The sequence below is a fragment of the Streptomyces sp. NPDC048370 genome, from assembly GCF_043200825.1.
GTDB lineage: Bacteria > Actinomycetota > Actinomycetes > Streptomycetales > Streptomycetaceae > Streptomyces.
This window is the reverse complement of the sequence record NZ_JBICYI010000005.1, coordinates 283245-298974: the sequence shown is the minus strand read 5'-3', so window position 1 is coordinate 298974 and position 15730 is coordinate 283245. Positions and strand designations below refer to the sequence as shown.

Sequence of the window (15730 nt, the reverse complement as noted above, 5' to 3'; positions counted from 1 at the left end):
CGCGCCGCTGTGCCACGGCAGCGGCGACAGCGACTACGGCTTCCATCCTGGCAGTCAGGACCCGGCCGCGCCCGGCGTGTCCCACACGAAGTCGATCGACCGCTCGAAGTTCACATAGCCCGCGCGGGCGAAGGACTTCGCCATCGGGACGTTGCCCAGGTCGGTCGCCGCACGGATGCGCGGAACGTCCTGACCGGCCAGGACGCGGGTGCCCTCGGCGAGGATGTCGTCGATGTAGCCCTTGCCGCGGTGGGTGGGCAGTACACCGATGTAGGCGATCGTGTGGTTGTAGTTGTTCCGCGCGGGGACGACGAAGCCGACCGGCTCGCCGCTCTCCGGCAACTGCGCGACCTGCCACCACTCCCGCGGCGACGTGTAGTGCGCGAACTCCTCGTCGTAGTGCAGCTCCGCCGCCTCGCGGGGCGACAGGCCGGAGGCGAGGTCGGCCTGCCCGTGCGCGTCGAGCGTGCCCTCCATGACCGGGGTCATCAGGTCCACGAGGTCCTCGCGGTCGCGTACCGGACGGAACTCCAGACGGCCCTTGGGCTCCGGCAGCGGGGTGCCGGGGAGCCACTCCAGGCGCAGCCGCTCGACCAGCGGGCGGGCCCCGGAGGCCTTCAGGACGCCGAAGAGCGTCTCCAGGTGGGCCCGGGTCTCGGGCACCTCGCGCCAGTCCGGCGGCATGAACCGGTTGTACTCGGGGCGGGTCGCGCCCTCCGGTACGACGGCGGCGGTCGCCGTCTCCAGCAGACGCAGCCCGATCGCGGCGCGCTCCTGCTCGGGCAGTTCGGGGTCGAGGTCGAAGAAGTCGAGGAAGAGCGGCTCGCCGCCCTCCTTCTTGGTCCACCAGGAGAGCCTGGCCAGGACTCGGTCGCCGCGCAGGGCGACCCACATCCACGCGGGCACGCGGCGGCCGGTGGCGAGGTCGTCCTCGAGTTCGTGGTCGAGGACGTAGTTGAGCCGGCAGAACAGCTCCAGCTCCTCCGGTCCGGAGAGCGGGCGGAGTATCACGCCGTCGGGCGCGTCGGTCGAGGACGTGGTCACGTCATATCCCCCTGGGAGTCGAGTGCGGAGAAGGTACCAACGATCTTGATCGGGCGGGTACGGGATTTCCCGACGACCCTTGCGCCGTGGGGCGGGACGGTGCCCCAGGCCCCGTTCTGGACACCTCGGGCCTCTCGGACCGACAATCACGATGTGACGACCCCTTTCGAGTTCTCCACGCACCCCGCTCGGCTCTCCGACGCCGAGCGGGACCGCGCGCTGGAGCTGCTCCGTGAGGGTGCCGCGCAGGGCAGGCTCTCGCACGACACCTTCCTCTTCCGGATGGAGCGGGCGCTCGCCGCGCGTGCGCCCGACGAACTCGCCCTCCTCACCGCCGATCTGCGGACCGAGTCCGGCTGGACCCGGCGCGTGGTCGGGGCGGTGGAGAAGATGTCCGCGTTCACGGCGAAGCTCGGCCGTGCCTGGCACACCGAGCGCCTGCCGAAGCTGCTGCTTCCCGAACCGGGGCCGTACCCGCTGCGGATCGGCCGCGACCCGGTGAACGGGCTGCGGCTCAGCCACGAGACCGTCTCCCGCATGCACGCCGAACTCTCCCTCCAGGGCGGCCTCTGGGTCCTCCGCGACCTCGGCTCGACCAACGGCACGACCGTCAACGGACGCCGGGTCACGGGTGCGGTGGCGGTCAGGGCAGGGGACGCGGTCGGCTTCGGACAGATGTCCTTCCGGCTCTCCGTGCGCTGAACCTTCCTTTCCCCGGCATCCCATTCCCCGGCATCCCTTTTCCGCCCCGGGGACTTCCCCTACGGGTAGGGGTAACCCCCCTTCGGTACACGGGAGTCCACCAGTGACCGCGTACCGCCTCCGACGGGAGGCTGGGCACCATGAGAAGAACAGGTGCTCCGGTCACGGTCCGTACGGCGCAGTGGTGCGCGACCCATCCCTGGAAGGCGATCGCGGGCTGGGTGCTCCTCCTCGCGCTCTGCGTCGGCGCGGGGGCGGCCGCCGGGACGAACAAGGGCACGTTCGCCGACTTCTGGATCGGCGAGGCGGGGCGGGCGGAGGCCATGGCCTCGGGCAGCGGACTGACGCCGCCGCCGGTGGAGCAGGTGCTGATCGAGCGGAAGGCGAAGGCGGGCGGGGACGAACCCGCTGCCGCCGCGCGCGAGATCAGCCGGCGGATGGCGGCGCTGCCGGCGGTGGAGTCGGTCGGCGCACCCGTCGTCTCGTCCGGAGCCGGAGCCGGAGCCGGAGCCGGAGCTGGGGCTGGGGTCGAGGCCGCGGCCGGAGGCCGAGGCGGGGACGCGGTACGGGTCGCGGTCACGCTGCGAGGGGACCGGGAGACGGCGAAGAAGGACGTCGAGACGCTCCTCGCGCAGACGGCCGCCGTCCAGCGGGCCCACCCCGACCTGACGATCGAGCAGACCGGCAGCGCCTCCATCTCCGTCGCGGTCAACGACAAGCAGGGCCAGGATCTCCAGCGGACCGAGATGATCAGCCTCCCGGTCACCTTCCTCATCCTCCTGGTCGTCTTCGGCGCGGTCCTCGCCGCCGGGATCCCCGTCGTCCTCGCCCTCTTCGCCTTCGTCGGGGCGGTCGGCCTGTACGGGCTCGCCTCCTGGGTCTTCCCGGACGCGGGCGGCGCGGCGCTCAGCGTCATCTTCATGATGGGCATGGCGGTCGGCGTCGACTACTCGCTCTTCTACCTCAAGCGGGCCCGTGAGGAACGGGAGCGCTCCGGCGGCACGATCTCGCACGCCCGCGCCGTCGAACTGGCCGCCGCGACCTCGGGCCGGGCGGTCGTCGACTCGGGCCTCGCCGTCGCCCTCTCCCTCGCCGGTCTCTACCTCGTCGGGGACGTGATCTTCTCGTCGATCGCCACAGGGGCGATCCTCGTCACGCTGGTGGCGGTCGGCGGCTCCCTGACCGTCCTGCCCGCCCTGCTCGCGAAGTTGGGCCACCGGACGGACGGCGGCCGGCGCGCCCGCCGACGCCGCGCGCGCCGCACGTCAGGCATCGGCGAGGGCGGCGGCGAGGGGCGCGTATGGGCCGCGCTGCTGCGACCGGTCGTGCGCCGCCCACTGGTCGCGCTGCTCGCCGGCGTCGCCGCGACCGTCGCGCTCGCCGCTCCCGCGCTCGGGATGCGGCTCGGTACCGAGGGCAAGGAGACGTTCCCCGACAGCATTCCTGCCGTGGCGGCGTACGACCGGCTGGTGGCGGCCTTCCCGTCCGAGGGGCCCGCGCATCTCGTCCTCGTACGGGGCGATGACCCGGCCGGGCCGCTGCGGAAGCTGGCGGCGGCGACGCGTGGCGACGCGCTCTTCGCGCAGAACGCGGCGCCGGTGGTACGGACGGCCGAGGACGGGCGTACGGCGCTGCTCGCGCTGCCCGTCCCGTACGCGGCGAACTCGCCCGAGGCCGAGCGCTCCTTGGAGCGGGTCCGCGAGGTGCTGCTGCCCGCCGCCGTCGAGGGCGCGCCGGGTCTCGAACGGGCGGTGTCGGGCGAGATCGCGGCGGGCGCCGACTACGCGGCGCACCAGGAGCAGCGGCTGCCCTGGGTGATCCTCTTCGTCTCGCTGGCCACGCTGGCGGTCATGTACGCGGCGTTCCGCTCGGTGGTGATGGCGGCGCTCGGCACGGCCCTCAACCTGGCGGCGGTCCTTGTGGCGTGGGGCGTGCTCACCCTGGTCTTCCAGGGGACGTGGGCGGAGGGCCTGTTGGGCTTCGAGTCCCTGGGCTTCGTCGGCTCCCGTACGCCGCTGATGGTGTTCGCGATCCTGGTGGGGCTCTCCACGGACTACCAGATCTTCGTGGTCAGCCGGATCCGCGAGGCGGTGCGGCGTGGGGTGCCGACGCGGGAGGCGGTGGTCGACGGGATCGCGGGCTCGGCGAGCGTGGTGACGAGCGCGGCGGTGATCATGGTGTCGGTCTTCGTGAGCTTCCTCTTCATCGACCGCATCGAGATGAAGCAGATCGCCGTGGGTCTGACGGTCGCGGTCCTCTTCGACGCGATCGTCCTGCGCGCCGTGATCCTCCCCTCGGCGATGGCCCTCCTCGGCGACCGCGCGTGGTGGCCGCGCCGCCCGTCCGAGGCGCCGGCGGTGACGCGGTCCGGCGCGGTGGCCGGGGAGAAGGTCCTCGCCTGAGGCCCACGTACGAGCTCCCTCGCGAAGGCGGGACGGCGCGAGCCGCCCCGCCTTCGCGCTCGCCGGACCATCCGACTAACCCAGCGTGCCGCCCGTGTTCCGGATCATCCGGCGGAGCACCTTCAGGGTGGTGACGTAGTCGGCCTCGTCGATGCCCTCGTGGATGCGGGCGAGGATCGCCGGGGCGTGGCCCCTCATGGTCACGCGGGCCTCGTCCCCCTCGCCCGTGATCCACAGGCGGTCCTCGGCGTCGCGGGTGAGCCAGCCGCGGGCGAGGAGGACCTCGGACTCCGCCGTCAGGTCGTCCTCGGGCTGGAGGTAGGAGCTCATCGCCCGTTCGAGCTCCGGGACGGTCATGCCCTCGCCGTCGGGCGAGATGTCGTGCTTCGACAGATGGCGCAGCAGCCAGAGCTGGGGCTGGGTGAAGCCGTGTTCCCCCTGCCGGGCCCTGGTGAAGGCGAGGAGGGCCTTGTGGGCGATCCCCGTCCAGTACGCGGCCGGCTGGGCGGCGAGTTCGGCGTCGGAGAGGTGCTCGGTCGTGGTCATCGGAGGCCCCCTGTGAAGGTTCGTTCGGTCTCCGTACCGTAGAAGCTGAAGTTTGGTTGAGGTCAAGCGTCCTCGGATCACGACCCACTCACTCGCCCATTCACCCGTTCGGCGGTATGCGGGCTGCGCCCCGCCCCTGCCGGTGGTCAGGTGGGGAGACGTACCCACGCCGGACCGACAGGGGGCGCGATGAGCGACGAGTCCCAGCCTGGGATAGGGCCCGACCGCTGGGCGGACCTGCCGCCCATGGAGCCCGGGCCGCCCCCGCCGGGCACCCCTGCCCGCGCCACCCTCGCCGCCCCGGCAGCGCCGGCGGCCGCCGGACGCGTCAGGGCTGACGGACGCGATCGGGCCGACGGCCGGGTCCGCGCCGACAAGCCTCCCGCCGCCGAGCGGTCGGCCCCCGCCGAGCGGTCGTCCAGCCGGACCGTCGCCCCCAGCCCCCTCGACCCAGGCGTCACGCGGGACCCGCACCGCGTCCACCGTGTCCTGCGCGAGGAGTTCCCCCTCACCTACGACCCCCTGCTGCGCGCCTGGGTCCTCAGCCGGTTCGCCGACGTCGCCCCCGCCCTCACCGACGCCCGGTTCACCCACGGCCACCGCCCCGGCGACCCGCCCTGCTCCCGCACCCACGTCGACGTCGACGAGGCCGAGCTCCGCAGCGTCGCCGCGCGCACCGCCCACGTCCTCGCCCGTCGGATCGCCGACAGGACCCAGGCCGACCTGGTCGCCGACTTCTGCCACTGGCTGCCCGCAGGCACCGTCGCCGCCGCCATCGGCGTGCCCTACCGGGACATGATGCGCCTGGTCAGGGGCCGCGCCGCCTCCGCGCTCGCCGGCCAGTGCACCGGCCAGATCGCCGTACGGGAGAAGGCCCTCGCCTCCTTCCTCGCCAACGTGCTCGCCGACCCGGACCACGCGCGGGAGCTCCACGACGCGCCCTCCGGAGAGCTCGCCCGCGCCTGGACCGAGTCGCTGCGCCGCGATCCGCCCGTCCAGATCGCCGTCCGCCGCACCGCCGCCGAGGTCCGGGTCAGCGGCGGCACGATCCCGGCTGGGGAGCCCGTAGCCCTGCTGATCGGCGCCGCCTGCCGGGACCCGGAACGCTTCCGCGCACCCGACCGCTACGACCCGCTCCGCGACGACCCCGGCCAGCTCACCTACGGCAGCGGCGCCTGCCCGGCCGTCCTCCTCGCCGGACTCGAAGCCGAGTACGCCCTGCGGGCGCTCCTCGACGCCATGCCCCGCCTCCGGCTCGCCGAGGGCTTCCGGCCCGAGCGGACCGGCCTGATCACCCGCGCCCCACGGAGCCTCCTCGTCAGGCCCGGCGGCTGAGCAGCGCCACCGGACGCGCGTCGAACAGGTCGACCGGCTTCACCGCACCCCCCGCGAACTCCCTTTCCCCGTCGAGGACATCGGCCCAGCGGCCCGGCGGAAGCACCAGCTCCGTGTCCTGCCAGCCGCCCGCCTCCGCAAGCCGCAGCGGCAGCCGCGTGACCGCCGTGACGACCTCGGGCGCGGAGCCCGCGTACCCGCGCGCGAAGGCCAGACAGTGCGGCGCGGCGGCCCCGGTCACCGTCAGCGGGACGTACGAGTCCCGGGCGGCGAAGACCTCGGGCCGCAGCCCCCGCAGGGCGAGCGCGGCCCGCACCAGCGCCGTCAGGTCGTCGTCCTCGCCGACCGTGAACGGCCGCCGGTTGTCCGGGTCGACCAGCGCCCGGTACTCCCGCTCCGTCCCCTGGTACAGCTCCGGCACCCCCGGCATCGTCAGCTGGACCAGCGTCGCGCCCAGCATGTGCGCCCGGATGTGCGGCTCCAGGGCGAACGCCGCCTCCGAGGCCGCCCGCAGCGGGATCCGGCCGGGACCGGCGGCCACGAAGTCGGTCACCGCCCGCTCGTACGCGGGGTCGGGCTCGGTCCAGCTCGTGTGCAGTCCCGCCTCCCGTACGGACTTCAGCACCGCGGGGCCGATCCGCTCCGGATCCGGGGTGCCGAAGCCGAACGCCGTCTGCCACGCCGTCCACGCGAGGTGCGGATCCGGCGCCGGAACCCCCGCCACCTCGTCCAGCAACTCCCGCCACACGGACGGGCATTGCGAGAGGACGGCGATCCCCGCGCGGACGTCCGCGCTGCGCTTGGTGTCGTGCGTGGACAGCACCGTCCCGGTCGCGGGCCAGTCCCGGGAAAGCCGCAGGCAGTACGCGTGGAACTCCTCGGGGCCGACGGCCGGACGCCCGGGGTCGCCGCCCACCTCGTTCGCCGAGAGGAGCGGGGTGTAGCGGTAGAAGGCGGTGTCCTCCACGGACTTGGCGCGCAACGCCGAAGAGGTCTGCGCGAACCGTGCACGGAACGCCCGGTGTTCGTGCGGGAGCAGCGCGCCGTCGCCGAGCGTCCCGAGCGCCAACTCCCGTACGGTGTCGACCGCCGCGGCCTCCTCCGGCACCGCGAAGGCCGCCTTCGCGCCGCGTGCCGCCTCGGGGGTCAGGACCGAAGCCGCGTCGGTGCGGTAGAAGCGGTAGACCGGTACGCGGACGAGGAGTTCGCGGATCGCCGTCCGCAACGCCCAGGGGGCGTGGTCGCGCAGTCCAGGCTCTGCGGCGCAGATCCGGTCCGCGAGTCGGGTCAGCGCGGCCGTCTCGGCGTCGAGGTCGTGCGTCACGACCTCGTACGCGGCGCGGCGGGCGGTCGCCTCCCAGGAGCCGCCCCTGTCACCGGCCCGCCCGACGAACTCCCGGTACAGATCGGCCAGTTCATCGGCACCGATCCCGTCCACGAAGACTCCGTCCACATACCGCAGGGCGTCGTAGCCGGTGGTCCCCGCGACCGGCCAGGATGGGGGCAGGGGCTCCGAGCCGGTGAGGATCTTCTCCACGACCGTCCAGCACCGGCCGCCGGTCGCCTCCCGCAGCCGCTCCAAGTACCCCTCGGGGTCGGCGAGTCCGTCCGGGTGGTCGATCCGAAGCCCCTGGATCACCCCGTCCCGTACCAGCCGCACGATCGTGCCGTGGGTCGCGTCGAAGACCTCGGGGTCCTCGACGCGGACCCCGATCAGCTCCGAAATGGTGAAGAACCGCCGGTAGTTGAGCTCCGTCCGGGCAAGCCGCCACCAGCCGAGCCGGTACCACTGGGCGTCGAGCAGCTCGGGCAGCGGCAGCCCCTCCGTGCCCGCGCGGAGCGGGAACGACAGGCCGTCCACGTGCAACTGGCCGTCGGCGACCCGCATCCGCTCCCGTACCTCCGGCAGCCGGGCAGGAAGCACCGGCAGCAGGATCTTCCCGTCCCCCGCCGCCCAGTCGACGTCGAACCAGCGGGCGTACGGCGAGTCCGGGCCGTCCCGGAGCACCGCGCGCAGCGCGTGGTTGTGCGTGGGCGAGGCCGCCATGTGGTTGGGCACCAGGTCCACGACCAGGCCCAGACCGTGCGCCCGGGCCGTCGCCGCGAGCGCCCGCAGCCCCTCCTCGCCGCCCAGCTCGGCCCGGATCGCGCGGTGGTCGGTCACGTCGTAGCCGTGCGTCGAGCCGGGCACGGCCTCCAGGACGGGGGAGAGGTGGAGATGGGACACCCCGAGCCCGGCGAGGTACGGGACGGCCCGCTCGGCGTCCGAGAAGGCGAAATCCGGCTGGAGTTGGAGCCGGTAGGTGGCGGTCGGCGTGGTCCGGACGGTCGGCGAGGACGGGAGCGAGGACGTCATGCGAACGTACGTACCCGGCGAGACGGCTTCTGTGTCATCGCCTCATGCGCCCGTTCGGGGGTATCGCGTTACGTTCTGGCGATGCTCCGCATGTATCGCGACACGTTGTCCCTGCTCGGACCGGTCCTCCCGGTCCTCTCCTTCCTGGGACGGCTCCCCACCGCCATGTGCCAGCTCGGCAGCCTGCTCCTGGTCGCCGAGACGAGCGGGTCGCTCACGACGGCGGGCCTCGCGGGCGGGGCGCTCGCGGCGGGGCAGACGGTCGCGGGGCCCGTCATCGGCCGGCTCGCGGACCGGCGCGGCCAGCGCGGGGTGGTCCTGGCCGCGTCCCTCGCCAACGCGGTCGCCGTCGCCGCGCTCGTCCTGGCCGCGCTGGCGCACATGGCGACCGGTTGGCTTGTCGTCCTCGGCGTGCTCGCCGGCGCGACCGTCCCGCAGGTCGGGCCGCTCGCCCGGACCCGCTCCGTCGCCCTGGCCCGGCGCTCGGGCGCGGACGACCGGCTGGTGGGCACGGTGCTCTCGTTCGAGGGCACCCTCGACGAGGTCTCCTTCGTCCTGGGTCCCGCCCTCGTGGGCCTCGCCGCCGCCCTCGCCCATCCGGCGGCGGCCCTCCTGACGGCGGCGGCCCTCCTCGCGATCTGCGGCACGGCGTTCGCGCTGCACCCCTCGGCCGCAGTGGCCGAGGGCGGCGAGGGCGATGCCACCACCCGTACGGGCGCCGCCGAACGAGGTCGGCTGCCGGGATCCGCGTACGCCCTTCGGGTCGCGATGGTGCTCCAGGGCGCCATGTTCGGGGCCTCGCAGGCCGGGATCACCGCGCTCACCGAGAAGCTCGGGGCGCCCGCGCAGGCGGGGCTCGTCTACGCGGCGATGGGCGTGATGAGCGCCGCCGTCGGGCTCTCGATGGCCGCCGTGCCCGCGCGGATCGGGCTGCCGACGCGTTGGCGGGCGGCCACGGCCGCGCTGGTCGTCCTGTCGGTCCCGCTGCTGTTCGTGGACTCGCTGGTGGGGCTCTACGCGGTCGTGACGGTCCTCGGCGCGGCCTACGCTCCGCACCTGATCACCGTCTTCGGCCTGACGGAAAGGACCGTCCCGGCGTCCCGGCTCGCCGAGTCCATGGCCTTCCTCACGAGCGGGATCGTCGGTGGCCAGGCCCTCGCCCTGGCCCTCTCGGGCCGGCTCGCGGACACGCACGGCGCGCCGGCGGCCTTCGCGGTGGCGGTCGTGGCGGCGGCCCTCTGCGCCCTCCTCTCCTTCTGGGTCCGCACCCACGACCCCCGCCCGCTACGCGGGGCGCTTCAGCACCGTCAGGCTCAGCGGAGCGAGTGACACCCGTTCACCCGCCGCCACCTTCGGGCCCTCCTGCGGCGGGATGCCCTCCGGGTGGGACGTGTCCACGACCACCCGCCAGCTCTCCCCGTGGTTGATCGGGACCTCGAACTCCAGCTCCTGCGACGACGCGTTGAACATCAGCAGGAACGAGTCGTCACCGATCCGCTCGCCCTGCGTCCCCGGCTCCGAGATCGCGTTGCCGTTCAGGAAGACCGACAGCGCCTGCGCGTGCGCCGCCTGCCAGTCCCGCGCCGTCATCTCCTCGCCCTCCGGCGTGAACCAGGCGATGTCCGTCAGCTCGTCGTGCGTCCCCTCCACCGGACGCCCGTGGAAGAAGCGGCGGCGCCGGAAGACCGGATGGTCCCGGCGCAGTCGCACCATCGCCCGGGTGAACTCCAGGAGCGTGCCCTCCTCCGACGCGCCGGGCTCCGGCCAGCGCACCCATGACACCTCGTTGTCCTGGCAGTACGCGTTGTTGTTGCCGCCCTGCGTCCGGCCGAACTCGTCGCCGTGGCTGAGCATCGGCACGCCCTGCGACAGCATCAGCGTCGCGAGGAAGTTCCGCATCTGACGGGCCCGCAGCTCCCGGATCCCGATGTCGTCCGTGTCGCCCTCGACCCCGCAGTTCCACGACCGGTTGTAGCTCTCGCCGTCCCGGTTGCCCTCCCCGTTGGCCTCGTTGTGCTTGCCGTCGTACGACACGAGATCGCGCAGCGTGAAACCGTCGTGGCAGGTCACGAAGTTGACCGAGGCCAGCGGTCGGCGGCCGTCGTCCTGGTACAGATCGGAGGAGCCGGTGAGCCGGGACGCGAACTCGGCCAGGGTGCGCGGCTCGCCGCGCCACAAGTCCCGTACGCAGTCCCGGTACTTGCCGTTCCACTCGGTCCACAGCGGCGGGAAGTTCCCCACCTGGTAGCCGCCCTCGCCGACGTCCCACGGCTCGGCGATCAGCTTCACCTGGCTGACCACCGGGTCCTGCTGCACCAGGTCGAAGAAGGACGACAGCCGGTCCACCTCGTGGAACTGCCGCGCCAGCGTCGCCGCGAGATCGAAGCGGAATCCGTCGACGTGCATCTCCGTCACCCAGTACCGCAGACTGTCCATGATCAGCTGCAGCACGTGCGGCGACCGCATGAGCAGGGAGTTCCCGGTGCCGGTGGTGTCCGTGTAGTACCGGCGGTCGTTCGAGAGACGGTAGTACGAGGGGTTGTCCAGGCCTCGGAAGGAGAGCGTGGGGCCCAGGTGGTTGCCCTCCGCCGTGTGGTTGTAGACCACGTCGAGGATGACCTCGATCCCCGCCTGGTGCAGGGCCCGTACCGCCGACTTGAACTCCAGGACCTGCTGGCCCCGGTCGCCCCAGGAGGCGTAGGCGTTGTGCGGGGCGAAGAAGCCGATCGTGTTGTAGCCCCAGTAGTTGGAGAGACCGGCGTCGACCAGACGGTGGTCGTTGACGAACTGGTGCACCGGCATCAATTCGAGCGCCGTGACGCCCAGTTCCTTCAGGTGCCCGATCACCGCGGGGTGCGCGAGCCCCGCGTACGTCCCGCGCAGCTCCTCCGGCAGCTCCGGGTGGAGCATCGTCAGGCCCTTCACATGGGCCTCGTAGATCACCGTCCGGTGGTAGTCGGTGCGCGGCCGCCGGTCGTCGCCCCAGTCGAAGTACGGGTTGACCACGACCGAGGTCATCGTGTGCGGCGCCGAGTCGAGGTCGTTGCGCGAGTCCGGCCGCCCGAAGTGGTAGCCGTACACCGCCTCGCCCCAGTCGATCGAGCCGGAGACGGCCCGGGCGTAGGGGTCGAGGAGCAGCTTCGCCGCGTTGCAGCGCTGCCCGCGCTCCGGTGCGTACGGACCGTGGACCCGGAATCCGTACCGCTGACCCGGCATCACTCCTGGCAGATAGGCGTGCCGGACGAAGGCGTCCGTCTCGCGCAGCTCCACCGCCGTCTCCGAGCCGTCGTCATGGAGCAGACACAGCTCGATCCTGTGGGCGGCCTCCGAGAAGACCGCGAAATTGGTTCCGGCGCCGTCGTACGTGGCGCCAAGGGGATACGCCTGTCCCGGCCAGACCTGCATAGATACGACTCTTCCATTCTGATCCGGGTGTTGGGGTGCACTCCGGCCAGATTGCCCGAAAGAGAGCCGGGGGCGGGCGACCCGACACGCCGGGCGCGGCGAGGATCGGCCACGGCGGCGGCCCTCCCGCCGCCGCGTCAACGGCGGGACGCCCGCCGACCCTGTCGTACCGGTCGACATCCTGTTCCCTTCCCTCCGGGAGTCGGGCCGGCGGCCACCGGTCGTCGACCGGCGGGGCTTCCCGCACGCACCCAGGGACGTTTCCGCTATGAATCCGCTCACTCCGCCCGATCTCGCCGGACGGAACGGCGCTCCCAATCAGGGGAGTTGAGCAAGCAGCCTGTCGATCCGGCTGCACCGCCTCCCGCTCGCGGAGTACCCTTCCTTGATCGTTGACAGACGGTCGGATCGGGCGTCCAGGAGCAGAAGGCGGTGCGCGGGTGAGCTCGGGAGGTCTGGAGCTGCCGCCAGGTGACGCGGGTCACGAGGGGGGCTCGCCCGACCCCGTGGAGGTACCGCCCGGAGCGGTCTCCGTCGCCAGGCCGATGGAGATCGGAGCGGAGCTCGACTGGGGCGCCGAGGCCTGGAGCGAGGTGCGGACCCGCGCCCAGCGGGCCGGTCGGGCCTACATCTGGCTGAATCTCGTCGAACAGCGGCTGCGCGCCGTGGTCGCCGCCGTGCTGCGCCCGGTGTACGAGCCGGTGCACGGCGAGGAGTGGGTGGTGGCCGCCGCGGGGCCCGCGGGTCAGGAGTGGGTGCAGCGGGCCGTCGCCGTCCGCGAGGTCTCGCGGCGCAAGGGCTACCTCCTGGACCCGGCGGACGACAACGTCCTCAGCTTCCTCACGCTCCCGCAGCTGCGGGAGCTGATGGTGCAGCACTGGCCCTGCTTCGAGCCGTACTTCGACGACCGGCGTGAGGTCGAACTCGCCCTGGACGAGCTGGAGGTGACGCGGAACGTCGTCTCCCGCAACCGCGCCCTCTCCCTCACCGTCCTCGCCCAGTCCGAACGGGCGTCCGCCCGGCTCCTGGAGATCCTCGGCAGCGGGGCGGGCGTGCCGTCCGCGGACCGGCTGCCGGTCGACGCGGTCGAGGACCTGGTCGGCGACCGGTACGCGGACGTGGTCTCCGTCCACCCCGACCGGGTGCGGCTGCAGCGCCAGCTGCCGGCCGAGGACCTCTTCGGGGGCGCGCGCCGCCTCGACGCCACGGGCATAGGCCTGAACCTGCTCGTGCAGAACTTCTCCGGGCGGCGGCTCGTGCGGCTCGCCGAGTCCGGCTGCCGGATACGCCTGCTGTTCCTGAACCCGGCGAGCAGCGCGGTGAAGCGGCGCGAGCGTGAACTGGGGCTGAAGAAGGGCGAGCTGAGCCGCTCGGTGGAGATGAACATCCTCCACATGCGGCGGGTGCGGTCCCGGCTGCGCGACCCGGGCGCCTTCCAGATCCATGTCTTCGACGAGACCCCGCGCTTCACGGCGTACCTGGTGGACGGGGACGGTCCGGACGGGGTCGCCGTGATCCAGTCGTACCTGCGGAAGGCGCGGGGGATGGAGGCGCCGGTCCTGGTGCTGCGCGGGGGCGGCCGGAACCTGGTGCGTTCCGGACAACAGGGACGTGACGGAGAATACGGACTTTTCTCTACGTATCGCGAGGAGTTCGAGTCGGTCTGGCTCGACTCGCGCCCGGTCTCCTGAGGCCGGGACCGCCCGCCGGGACCGGTTGTCAGTGGCTCGTGCGAGGGTGTTCAGCACCACGGGGGAGATCACGTAAGGAGGCCCGATGGCTTGGCACGGGGAACCGCTGGTCGGATTCGACCTGGAGACGACCGGTACGGAACCGCTGGAGGCGCGGATCGTCACCGCCTCGGTCGTCGGCGTCCACCGCGGAGAGGTGGTGCGGCAGCGGGACTGGCTCGCCGACCCCGGCATCCGCATTCCGGCGCAGGCGTCCGCGATCCACGGCATCAGCAGCGAACGGGCGGCCGCCGAGGGCAGGCCGGTCGTCGAGGTGGCCGACGAGATCGCCGAGACCCTGACGGGGTACTGGAAGCAGGGCGTCCCGGTCGTGGCGTACAACGCCTCGTTCGACCTCACGCTCCTCTCCGCCGAGCTGCGCCGCCACGGACTGCCCTCGTTGAGCGAGCGGCTCGGCGGCGCCCCGATAGGCCCGGTCGTCGACCCGTACACCATCGACAGGGCCGTCGACCGGTACCGCAGGGGGAAGCGGACCTTGGAGGCCGTCTGCGCCGAGTACGGCGTCGTCCTCGAAGCGGCCCATCAGGCGGCCGCCGACGCGGTGGCCGCCGTGCGGGTCGCCGTGGCGATAGCCGAGCGCCACGCGACGGTCGCCGAGCTGACCCCGGCCGAGCTGCACGGGCGTCAGATCGACTGGTACCGCACGTGGGCCGAGGACTTCCAGGACTTCCTGCGCCGCAAGGGCAGCCCGGAGGCGGTCGTCGACCCGTCGTGGCCCCTGCGGGAGCTCGCCGGCGTGGCGCGCTGACGCCACGACGGGGACGTCCGTCCGACCTCTACTGGGGGTGGACCTGGATCTCGCCGATACCCGAGCCGAGGCTCGAGCAGTGCGCGGTCGACTGTCCGGAGTCACCCGGGGCGAGGGTCACGTGCTCACCGTCCGCGTCCGGGGACCAGCCACAGATCAGGTGGACCCAGAAGGTCCGGGTCTCGGTGCCGTTGTTGGTGCACAACGCCCAGCCGGTGTAGTCGTCGATGTTGTGCTTCCCGGTCTCGCACGCGAACCCCGGCGGGGCGGCGGACGGAGCGGCGCTGGCCGTGGACATGCTGAAGGGCAGTGCGAGGGCGAGGGCGGCGGAGGCGGTGAGGCCGGCGCGCAGAGCGACGCCCGCCTTCCGGTTGATGAGCTTCACGACGGTTCTCTTCCTGAGGTGCGGACGGATTCCTCCCCCACACTTCCGCGTGTCGAGCGGACGAAAACAGCGCCCGATTTCACGCTGAGTCAGCGAAAGGTTCCGGCACATCGGCCCCCGTGCGGCCCCCGTGCGGCCCCCGTGCGGCCCCCGCGCGGGCCCCTTGCGGGGACCCGCGCCGGACCCGGGAAGGAACGCCCCCCGAAGCCGTGTCAGCCGATCGGGTTCTCCGCCAGGAAGTCCAGGATCAGCCTGTTGATCCGCTCCGGCTGGTCCAGCTGGAGCCAGTGGCCCGCTTCCTCCACGCGCTCGTAGCGCCAGGTGCCGTCCACGTGCTTGCCGGTGCCGGTCATGGACTGCTCGGTCATGAAGCGGTCGCCGGCCGACCAGATACCCAGGACGGGACCCGGCAGCGGCGGAAGGGGCAGGGCGGGACCGAACTGCACCTCGGCGGGGAGGCCCGCCCGGTAGATGTTCAGCGCCGCCGTCAGCGCGCCCGGCGTCCGCACGTGCTCGATGATCGCCTCCGCGTCGGGGTGCTCGCCCAGCATCTCCCGGAGGTTGGCGAAGTCGTCCCGCGCGAGCCAGTCCTCGGCGAGCCCCGGGAACTGGAACAGGATCATGTACCAGGACCGCTGCTTCTGCTCGAAGCCCGCGTCACGGATCGCCGCCAGATGACCCACCGACAGGATGCTCAGGGACGCCACGCGCTCAGGTGCGACCTGCGCCAGGCCCTGGACGATGCCGGAGCCCCAGTCGTGCCCCACGAGATGGACGCGGTCGATCTCGAGCCGGGCCAGCAGCTCGATCAGGTCGCCGACGTGCTTGGCCGGGTGGTACCCCTCGACGCCCTCCGGCCGGCCGGAGGCGCCGAAGCCCCGCAGGGTCGGAGCGACAGTACGGTACCCGGCCGCGGTCAGGGCCGGTACCTGGTGGCGCCAGAGGTGGTGGCTGTCGGGGAAGCCGTGCACCAGCAGGACGGCCGGTCCTTCGCCGCTCACCTCGACGTCGAGGGTCACCTCGGACAGTTCCACACGCATCACAACACCCCGTTCG

The 15730-nt window shown here is 72.7% G+C and carries 12 protein-coding genes; 6 read left to right on the top strand and 6 right to left on the bottom strand.

All coding sequences use genetic code 11. The features are described from left to right. Positions 1 to 54: 54 nt before the first annotated feature. Positions 55 to 1044 carry a GNAT family N-acetyltransferase gene (locus ACGFYP_RS14400; protein ID WP_393491913.1) on the bottom strand — a complete coding sequence of 330 codons (990 nt, stop codon included), beginning with the start codon at positions 1042 to 1044 and terminating at the stop codon, positions 55 to 57. 153 nt (positions 1045 to 1197) lie between these two features. Between ACGFYP_RS14400 and ACGFYP_RS14395 the strand changes: the two genes are divergently transcribed. Beyond that, the gene (locus ACGFYP_RS14395; protein WP_361966916.1) at positions 1198 to 1746 is read left to right on the top strand and encodes a DUF1707 and FHA domain-containing protein; all 549 of its coding nucleotides are present in this window, start codon (positions 1198 to 1200) and stop codon (positions 1744 to 1746) included. A 140-nt stretch (positions 1747 to 1886) separates the two neighbouring features. Then, a complete protein-coding gene (locus ACGFYP_RS14390; RefSeq protein ID WP_393491909.1) occupies positions 1887 to 4148 on the top strand; it encodes an MMPL family transporter in 2262 nt (753 codons plus the stop codon). Positions 4149 to 4223: 75 nt separating this feature from the next. Here the strand turns inward: ACGFYP_RS14390 and ACGFYP_RS14385 are convergent, their stop codons facing one another. Beyond that, on the bottom strand, positions 4224 to 4694 hold the full coding sequence (locus ACGFYP_RS14385; RefSeq protein ID WP_393491906.1) for a MarR family transcriptional regulator: 471 nt from the start codon (positions 4692 to 4694) through the stop codon (positions 4224 to 4226). A 189-nt stretch (positions 4695 to 4883) separates the two neighbouring features. Here ACGFYP_RS14385 and ACGFYP_RS14380 point away from each other — a divergent pair, with 189 nt between their 5' ends. Further along, positions 4884 to 6029 (top strand): cytochrome P450, encoded by a 1146-nt coding sequence (locus ACGFYP_RS14380; protein WP_393491903.1) that lies wholly within the window; start codon positions 4884 to 4886, stop codon positions 6027 to 6029. Here the strand turns inward: ACGFYP_RS14380 and treY are convergent. After that, positions 6013 to 8385 carry a malto-oligosyltrehalose synthase gene (gene treY, locus ACGFYP_RS14375; RefSeq protein ID WP_393491900.1) on the bottom strand — a complete coding sequence of 791 codons (2373 nt, stop codon included), beginning with the start codon at positions 8383 to 8385 and terminating at the stop codon, positions 6013 to 6015. The two genes, ACGFYP_RS14380 and treY, sit on opposite strands and share 17 nt — an antisense overlap. A gap of 90 nt (positions 8386 to 8475) precedes the next feature. On the opposite strand from treY, the gene ACGFYP_RS14370 reads away from it, so the two are divergent. Beyond that, positions 8476 to 9714, top strand: a complete 1239-nt coding sequence (locus tag ACGFYP_RS14370; protein ID WP_393492323.1) for an MFS transporter — start codon at positions 8476 to 8478, stop codon at positions 9712 to 9714. Here the strand turns inward: ACGFYP_RS14370 and glgX are convergent. Further along, positions 9670 to 11790, bottom strand: coding sequence for a glycogen debranching protein GlgX (glgX, locus tag ACGFYP_RS14365; RefSeq protein WP_361966927.1), 2121 nt, complete (start codon positions 11788 to 11790; stop codon positions 9670 to 9672). The genes ACGFYP_RS14370 and glgX overlap by 45 nt on opposite strands. Before the next feature lie 440 nt (positions 11791 to 12230). Between glgX and ACGFYP_RS14360 the strand changes: the two genes are divergently transcribed. After that, the gene (locus ACGFYP_RS14360) at positions 12231 to 13481 is read left to right on the top strand and encodes an SAV2148 family HEPN domain-containing protein (RefSeq protein ID WP_361966929.1); all 1251 of its coding nucleotides are present in this window, start codon (positions 12231 to 12233) and stop codon (positions 13479 to 13481) included. An 85-nt stretch (positions 13482 to 13566) separates the two neighbouring features. Next, complete coding sequence (locus ACGFYP_RS14355; protein WP_361966931.1) at positions 13567 to 14289, top strand: 3'-5' exonuclease; 723 nt, start codon at positions 13567 to 13569, stop codon at positions 14287 to 14289. 28 nt (positions 14290 to 14317) lie between these two features. Here the strand turns inward: ACGFYP_RS14355 and ACGFYP_RS14350 are convergent, their stop codons facing one another. Continuing rightward, positions 14318 to 14674, bottom strand: coding sequence for a hypothetical protein (locus tag ACGFYP_RS14350; RefSeq protein WP_393491893.1), 357 nt, complete (start codon positions 14672 to 14674; stop codon positions 14318 to 14320). A gap of 212 nt (positions 14675 to 14886) precedes the next feature. Continuing rightward, on the bottom strand, positions 14887 to 15714 hold the full coding sequence (locus tag ACGFYP_RS14345) for an alpha/beta fold hydrolase (protein WP_393491890.1): 828 nt from the start codon (positions 15712 to 15714) through the stop codon (positions 14887 to 14889). Between the last annotated feature and the right edge of the window lie 16 nt (positions 15715 to 15730).

Coding starts and splice junctions, on each gene's coding strand:
- ACGFYP_RS14380 (WP_393491903.1), top strand. CDS start 4,884: ATGAGCGACGAGTCCCAGCCTGGGATAGGGCCCGACCGCTGGGCGGAC.
- treY (WP_393491900.1), bottom strand. CDS start 8,385: ATGACGTCCTCGCTCCCGTCCTCGCCGACCGTCCGGACCACGCCGACC.
- ACGFYP_RS14390 (WP_393491909.1), top strand. CDS start 1,887: ATGAGAAGAACAGGTGCTCCGGTCACGGTCCGTACGGCGCAGTGGTGC.
- glgX (WP_361966927.1), bottom strand. CDS start 11,790: ATGCAGGTCTGGCCGGGACAGGCGTATCCCCTTGGCGCCACGTACGAC.
- ACGFYP_RS14370 (WP_393492323.1), top strand. CDS start 8,476: ATGTATCGCGACACGTTGTCCCTGCTCGGACCGGTCCTCCCGGTCCTC.
- ACGFYP_RS14355 (WP_361966931.1), top strand. CDS start 13,567: ATGGCTTGGCACGGGGAACCGCTGGTCGGATTCGACCTGGAGACGACC.
- ACGFYP_RS14385 (WP_393491906.1), bottom strand. CDS start 4,694: ATGACCACGACCGAGCACCTCTCCGACGCCGAACTCGCCGCCCAGCCG.
- ACGFYP_RS14345 (WP_393491890.1), bottom strand. CDS start 15,714: ATGCGTGTGGAACTGTCCGAGGTGACCCTCGACGTCGAGGTGAGCGGC.